6 protein-coding genes are annotated in these 6,721 nt (G+C 56.9%); 4 read left to right on the top strand and 2 right to left on the bottom strand.

The features are described 5' to 3' along the window. Window positions 1–216: 216 nt before the first annotated feature. Both I5W_RS13015 and I5W_RS31260 read left to right on the top strand, forming a co-directional pair. Window positions 217–852 carry a hypothetical protein gene (locus tag I5W_RS13015; RefSeq protein ID WP_044529544.1) on the top strand — a complete coding sequence of 212 codons (636 nt, stop codon included), beginning with the start codon at window positions 217–219 and terminating at the stop codon, window positions 850–852. Beyond that, entirely contained in the window at window positions 849–1,184 is a 336-nt protein-coding gene (locus I5W_RS31260; RefSeq protein WP_148289104.1) for a hypothetical protein, read from the top strand. The genes I5W_RS13015 and I5W_RS31260 overlap by 4 nt, the downstream gene beginning before the upstream one ends. Before the next feature lie 401 nt (window positions 1,185–1,585). Here I5W_RS31260 and I5W_RS13010 read toward each other — a convergent pair whose 3' ends face one another. Further along, a complete protein-coding gene (locus I5W_RS13010; protein ID WP_044529543.1) occupies window positions 1,586–3,106 on the bottom strand; it encodes an amidase in 1,521 nt (506 codons plus the stop codon). A gap of 28 nt (window positions 3,107–3,134) precedes the next feature. Next, on the bottom strand, window positions 3,135–4,361 hold the full coding sequence (locus I5W_RS13005) for an MFS transporter (RefSeq protein ID WP_017454982.1): 1,227 nt from the start codon (window positions 4,359–4,361) through the stop codon (window positions 3,135–3,137). A 472-nt stretch (window positions 4,362–4,833) separates the two neighbouring features. On the opposite strand from I5W_RS13005, the gene I5W_RS31255 reads away from it, so the two are divergent. Further along, window positions 4,834–5,484, top strand: coding sequence for a hypothetical protein (locus I5W_RS31255; protein WP_148289103.1), 651 nt, complete (start codon window positions 4,834–4,836; stop codon window positions 5,482–5,484). A gap of 275 nt (window positions 5,485–5,759) precedes the next feature. Then, window positions 5,760–6,368, top strand: a complete 609-nt coding sequence (locus I5W_RS13000) for a hypothetical protein (protein ID WP_044529542.1) — start codon at window positions 5,760–5,762, stop codon at window positions 6,366–6,368. The last annotated feature ends 353 nt before the right edge of the window (window positions 6,369–6,721 follow it).

Raw genomic sequence — 6,721 nt, 5'->3', positions numbered from 1 at the left:
TCCTCAACCTAATTAGATTCCTACGCACGAATAGAACGCTTGCCGATTACCTCCTAAATAGCGACTCTACCCCGGCAAAGTTAGTCTCACTGATTTATCCGTTCAACGGACTTAAAACGGTTCTGATCCCGGTGACCGTTATCTCTCTTGGATGGCATTTTTTTTGAGCACAGACGGTCTTACCTGCGGTAAATCATCTTCACATATGCCAGTCCCATGTGGGCGATTGCTGCAGGCTATCTTTACGAATTCGCTATTACTAAGGCTGGGAAAAATTCCCCCTTTATGACTGAATTTTACGAAGAGATGTCCGATGACATTTACGTCCTTGTGGTCTTTTCTCTAAGCGTCTTAGTGTTCTACTGGCGCCTTCCAACTCCATACGCTTGGACTAACCTAGATCTGGGACTCTTGGCGCCCCCTTATTTCTTGTACGTTCTTTTGACGCTCTATCGATGTGGAAAAACAAAAGTCGCTGGACATCGATTTTCGCAGTCATTTGTAAATACTTTAATCGGAGGTATCGGCGTCGTCTACTTCAGTGCTTTCTATGCCTTCTACCGCATTCAGACAGAAAACATATCCGCGATCGAGTCCTTGTGGTGGCAAACAACAATGTTCACTACTTCGGTCACCACCTTTATTGGGGCAAGGCTTCTTCTCTTTTATCTGAGAAAGGGAAGACTCGAAGGATCACCTATTTGGCTAGGAGCTATTAGAACTGTGAAAATATCTTCCGGTATATACGAGAAGTTGGTGGCATCTTCACCAGAGTGGAATACGCGCGTGGAGAAAGAGAACGCGCGTCTGAGAAAACTAAAACGAGAACAAATAAAGAGGAAAAGAAAATGAACAATGCCACATTCCCGGGCGTACGGTTCTCGTTTCGGAAAGCAATGTCGGTTTTATCAGGTGGCGCTGGAGTTGCTTCGGCTCTGCTTTGGCATCATTCATCTAGCAATCAACTTAAAGCTGCTGCGATAAGCCACGGGCTTTCGCTTAACCCGGATGCTCTAAGACAGAGCCTTTCAGCATATCCGGAGTTGATTCATCAGTCCTCAATAGCGTTGATGGAGATTATGAATGGCTTGAACAATCTGGCCCTGATTCAAAATAATCTCGCTGCGGTCTTTGCTATGGCTGCCTCAATATGTGTTGCTGCAGCTCTGTTCACTGAAGGATAGATTCGGCCAGAAGGCGGCGTCTTTCTTTTCGAGTCTTAGATGGACGAGTGAATCGTAGAAGAAATGCGACAAGCAATCTAAGAGAAGAGACGGTTCTATGCGGAGGAAAAAAGATCACAAGGGCACAAAACAACGCCGGAAATTAGTGCGGGGGAAAATGGGGGAGAACATCGGATAGGGAAAAATGTGCGCTCTGGCTCCGACTGGTTAAGAAAGAAGAAATAGTGATCGGAACAACCGTGTCCATGTGGACAGCTTACAAATCTATAAATATCAGTGCAAACTTATGAGTATGTGATGGTCTGTAAAAGTGAAGGTATTTAAATATTAAAAATACTTTAAATACTTTAAATATTTTAAGTACCTTGAATACTTAAATTACTTTAAATAATTTATATGGTTTATACCGCAGGGCCACCCGCCACACCAACCGCCTGCCCATCCAGGATGGGCGGATGGGTGACGATGGAAGTCAGCGGCGCCTGGACCGTCTTCAATTGCGCCAGGTCCGGGCGTGGCCGGCGCAGCGCGTCGTCGCCGGCAAAGGCTTGCTCCAGCGCCGCCGCCCAGGCCAGCAGGCGAGCGTCACTGCGGAACGCACCGGTGACCTGCAAGCCGAAGGGCATCCCGCGATGATCGCGACCGCAGGGCAGCGAAATGGCGGGATTGGTCGCCAGCGTGACCACATAGGTCAGCGCCAGCCAACGATAATAATTTTCCAGCGCCACGCCATTGACCTCCTTCAAGTACAGCTCGCTCCACGGGAAGGGCGAGACCGGCGTGGTCGGCGAGAGGATCAGGTCATAACGGTCATAGAGTTGCTGGAAGCGCCGGAAGATGCGGGTCTGCTCGCCCTGCGCCCAGGCGCAATCCTGCAGGCTCATGGCCGCGCCCATCTCGTAGTTGGCGCGGGTATTGGGGCCCAGTGACGCCGGATCGCGCCGATAGGCGGCCTCGAAACCGGCCACGAAGGCTTCGGCACGGATCACGTCGAAGGCGCGATGGGCCTCGCCCATGTCCACCTGGACCGGCTCGCACACCTGCACGAAGCGGCTGATGGCGGCAATCTTGTTGCGGAACACCTGACGGATGCCCTCATCCACGTCGCACACGCCGAAGTCCTCGGTATAGCCGATGCGCAACTGCGACAGCTCCACCGGCGGCAAGGCAGCGAACTCGCTCGCGCTGACCGGGTAGCTCAAGGGATCGCTGCCATGCAGACCCATGGTGGCGCGCAACTGCAGCACCGTGTCGGCCACATCGCGCCCCATCGGGCCGACCACCGAAATGGGGGTCCAACCGAGCGGCTTGCGTTGGCTGGGCACCAGGCCCGGCGAAGGACGGAAACCCACCACGCCGCACTTGGCCGCCGGGATGCGCAAGGAGCCGCCGGTATCGGAGCCCGAACACAGCGGCAGCAAATCCACCGCCAAGGCCGCCGCCGAGCCGCCCGAAGAACCACCGGCATTGAGCAAGGGATTGAACGGATTGCCGGTAGCGCCCCAGACCGTATTGCGGCTGTTGGCGCCCGCCCCCATCTCGGGCACGTTGGTCTTGCCAGCGACGATGGCGCCGGCTGCGCGCAGGCGCGCTACTAGCGCATTGTCGTGGGTCGGTACGTTGCCGCGATAGATCGGTGAGCCATAGGTGGTGAGCAGGCCCTCGGTTTCTTCCAGATCCTTGATGCCGATGGGCAGCCCATGCAGCAGGCCCAGCGGGCCACCGGCGAGCACGGCCTGCTCGGCGGCGCGCGCTTCCTGGCGGGCGCGCTCGAAGCAGGTAGCGGTCACCGCATTGATGTGCGGGTTGATATCTTCGATACGGGCGATGCAGGCGTCCAGCAATTCGACCGGGGACAATTGCTTGCTGCCGATCAGTTGCCGCAGTTCGACTGCGCTTTTTTCGACGATGGAGTCTTGCATGGGTTTCCTTGTTGTTGATCTTGTTGATTCAGGCGGGCTGCATCTGGGCGCCGGTCTTGCTGGTGCGGATGAACAGGCTCACCACCACCGAGAACAGGGCGGCGCTGATCAGGAAGCCGAACGCGTAGTCGTAATTGGCAAAGGCGCTCACCAAAAAGCCGATCACCAGCGGCGAGATGAAGCCGGCCAGTTGTCCGCCCAGGTTGACCATGCCCACGCCACTGCCCACCAGTTGCGCCTGCAGCATCTTGGTCGGCAACGCGATGCAGGTCGCCAGGACGAAGGACTTGAAGAAGTAGGCCAGGCATTGCCAGGCGATCACGCCTTCGACGCTGCTGGCGGTATACATGCAATAGACGAAGACCGCCGTGAGCAGCGAGGAGGCAATCAACAGCAGCTTTTCGCGGCCATCGAAGAAACGCACCATGACCCAGCCGCCGATGGCGGTGGACAGGCCGGCCATGATGTAGGGCAGCGGCAGCAGCAGGCCCACCGCTTTCAGGTTCAGGCCGCGCACGGTCATCAGATAGGTCGGCATCCAGCTGTCGAGGCCCTTGTTGATGATGGACAGGCCGAACCACACCGCCACGATCTTCCACATCAGCGGCGTCTTGAGCAGCGCGGCGAAGGCCGCCTTGTTGATGGCCTTGGGACCATCCAGACCGGGCTTGACCGGGCGTACGCAGAACCAGTACACCAGCGCAAACACCAGCCCGGCAATGCCGATGGTGTGGAACACATTGCGCCAGCCGAAATGCAGGATCAGCGGTGCGATCAAGAGGGGTGCCAACATGCTGCCGATGTAGTTGGAAGACATCAGCAGCGAGGACATCTTGGGTCGTTCCTCACGCGTGAAATTCTCAGCCACGCCCTTGACGCTGGCCGCCGGAAACGCGCCCTCGCCCACCCCGAACACAAAGCGGATCACCACCAGGCTGGTGACCGACCAGGCCATGCCGGTCACGCCGGTGAAGATGGACCACATCAGGATGGAAAGGACGATCACCGGACGCGAACCATAACGGTCGGCCAGCCAGCCGCCGGGCAGTTGCAGCAAGGAATAACCGAGGAAGAAACTGGAGAGCAGGATGCCCAGGTCGGAGGGCTTCAAATGGAATTCGCTGGCGATCTGGGTCGCCGCAAAGGTGATCGCCGCGCGGTCGATGTAGGAGACGCACCACCCAAGGTAGAGCAGTACCAGCACCATGTATTTATATTTGCCTTCTCCCTTGGACTTCGTGATTACTGCATCCATCAAGCTCCCCTTGCGGTGCGACGGCGAGCCCCTGCCGCCGAATCGTCAATGCATCCTAAGCCCGCATGTGGTTTGCCACAAGTACAAGTTTTCGAAGCAGCGATTGCCGAATCGGCAAACCATTTCTACACCTGTGACACTTCCATGTCCATCTATGAACGGGCGCCAGGCCTGTTCGATCTCCATCGCACTGGCGCCTTGCGGGAAACAAAAGCCCGCTGCCAGAAGCGGTTTGCCGGCTGCCGCCCGCTTGAGGCTGGACATCGTCGACTGAAAACTCAGCAAAAAAATAGAAATCCTTCCATTGAGTAAAATGTAGGTGCGTCGGAGACTTACGCCTTCGTCGCAGGTCCCATGCAGATGGACATATCGCCAGAAGGGCCAAGCCCCGGCATGACTTGCATGGGCATGAGGGTCTATGACGGCAAATGCGGAGCCCATTCTCGTTGGAACTCAAGGACATTGAAACAAGATGATCCACAAAATGGCTGGGTGGAAAAGGCTGCCTCTACAGAGGCTGGTGGGGATCATTGGAATTGTTCTTGTACATGCAGCGTGCATTTTATTAATCGCCAATAACGCCCCTTCACGTCCCCACGAGAGCAAAGATGCAGCCCGTATTACGGCTATTCTGTATCTCCAGGAAGCAAAGCCCTCCGGTGCATTGCCCTCGCCACCTCCGCCACGCAACGAATCCGCCATCCCTAAGCCAGCATCGCTCAAAAAACTTGAGCGAGCCCCTCCTCAAATTGCGTCACCTCGGCGAGCCGATTCATCTCTTACAAGCACAAGCAATCCGCATTTGAGTGAGCGTTCCGATGCGGACAAGCTGCAACGTGATTCCCTCCGCAGCCCTGATTCCTCGTCACCCGCACCGCTCAACAATGCTTCCCATCTGGTATTGGATTTGCCTGCCGAGGTCAATAAATCCAGAGGTCTGCATCCGGGAAGTCACGCGGCGGAACTAGCGAACGAAAACCGTCACCTCGGCAAACAAAAGGATGCACTGGCAGAAGGTATCAAAAGTGCTGCGATTGCCGACTGCTTGCATGACAACCAAGGCGGGGGATTACTTGGCATACCACTTATTTTGTATAAGGCCGCCAACGGAAAGTGCAAATAGACCCTCACCGGCTACCGCAGGCAGAAGGCGCTCGATATCACCCGTGGATAGTCGAGTCGCCACGCTTCCACATGGAAAGCCTGAGCTACTCCCATATCGCCAAATGGGAATCCCCCACCGTCTGGCACAACAGTGAAAACGCCTGCGGCAGGACTTGAAGAAAACGACCGGTCTCATCACCGACATCGAGATTCATATCGTAGACTTGAGCGGCCATTCTCGACCCTGATTCGATAATGGCAATGACGATCTACTCAAGTTGAGCAACGATAACCATGAGCGCATATCAACACTTCCTCGACTTCTTCTCGATGCACAACCGCGAGCGTCTGGATGGCCTGAACCCAAGCTACTTTGCGCCGATGACCGCGCAGGAGCGGTGCCAGGCCTTCGATCATCTGCTGGAAATGACCACGCCGGGCGGCTCCGCCGAGACCATCAGCGGCCTGTTCCTGGCCGATGCCGAGCGTGCCGCGCCGGTCGTGCGCACGCTGCTGGAACAGGGCGTGCTCAACGACGACGCAGCGCTGGGTGCGGCCTGGGAGTTGTATCGCCGCCAGCCCGATGCGGCTCTCATCGACGTATTCCTGCGACTCATGTCCAGCCCTGATCGCACGCTGCGTTCCCGCGCCGCGTTCTACGTACCGGCCGACGCCTCCCATGCGGCGCTGCTGGAGGCCTTGCGCGACATGATCCGTACCGAGACCGAGGCCTTGCCGCTGGTCAACGCCTGCAACAAGCTGCTGGAATGCTATGGCATCACCGAAGAGTCCCTCCCGGAGGCGCAATACCTGCGCCTTTACCGCGGCCTGCGCAGCGATGACCTCAAGACCAGGGAAGCCACCTTCAAGGAGCTCGATCGTCTCTTCGGCCTGGATGCCTGAGTGCCCTGGCTCTTCAAAAATCGGCCGATCACAACAGACTGATTTTTCAGCAAAACATCCCCGCTGATTGGCAGGAAAAATAGAAATCCTTCCATTGAGCAAGCGCCCCGCGCATCGGAGACTGACGCCTTCGTCGCCCGGGACCGCTGCTGTGTTGATGCACCCACGGGCATTGGCCGCATCCGGGACTTTCCTCATGCAAGCACCTCGCGCAGGCACGCCAGAGCACCTGCCGCGAGCTTGTCCAGCTTGTTCACTGGCGTGTCCGGGATTGCTCTTTGCCGCCATCTTCCTCACCATCGCCCCGGTGATCGCCATGCTGCGCGCGGGCGAGCAGGGCGCCTTGCCGCTGT

The organism is Herbaspirillum sp. B65 (genome assembly GCF_000333555.1).
Taxonomy (GTDB): Bacteria; Pseudomonadota; Gammaproteobacteria; order Burkholderiales; family Burkholderiaceae_D; genus Herbaspirillum; species Herbaspirillum rubrisubalbicans.
The sequence above is the reverse complement of the archived record's forward strand: the minus strand, read 5'-3'. Positions and strand labels throughout refer to the sequence as shown.

Excerpts from the sequence above, each read along its gene's own strand:
- I5W_RS13015 (WP_044529544.1), top strand. The coding sequence starts at position 217 with ATGTGGGCGATTGCTGCAGGCTATCTTTACGAATTCGCTATTACTAAG.
- I5W_RS31260 (WP_148289104.1), top strand. The coding sequence starts at position 849 with ATGAACAATGCCACATTCCCGGGCGTACGGTTCTCGTTTCGGAAAGCA.
- I5W_RS13010 (WP_044529543.1), bottom strand. The coding sequence starts at position 3,106 with ATGCAAGACTCCATCGTCGAAAAAAGCGCAGTCGAACTGCGGCAACTG.
- I5W_RS13005 (WP_017454982.1), bottom strand. The coding sequence starts at position 4,361 with ATGGATGCAGTAATCACGAAGTCCAAGGGAGAAGGCAAATATAAATAC.
- I5W_RS31255 (WP_148289103.1), top strand. The coding sequence starts at position 4,834 with ATGATCCACAAAATGGCTGGGTGGAAAAGGCTGCCTCTACAGAGGCTG.
- I5W_RS13000 (WP_044529542.1), top strand. The coding sequence starts at position 5,760 with ATGAGCGCATATCAACACTTCCTCGACTTCTTCTCGATGCACAACCGC.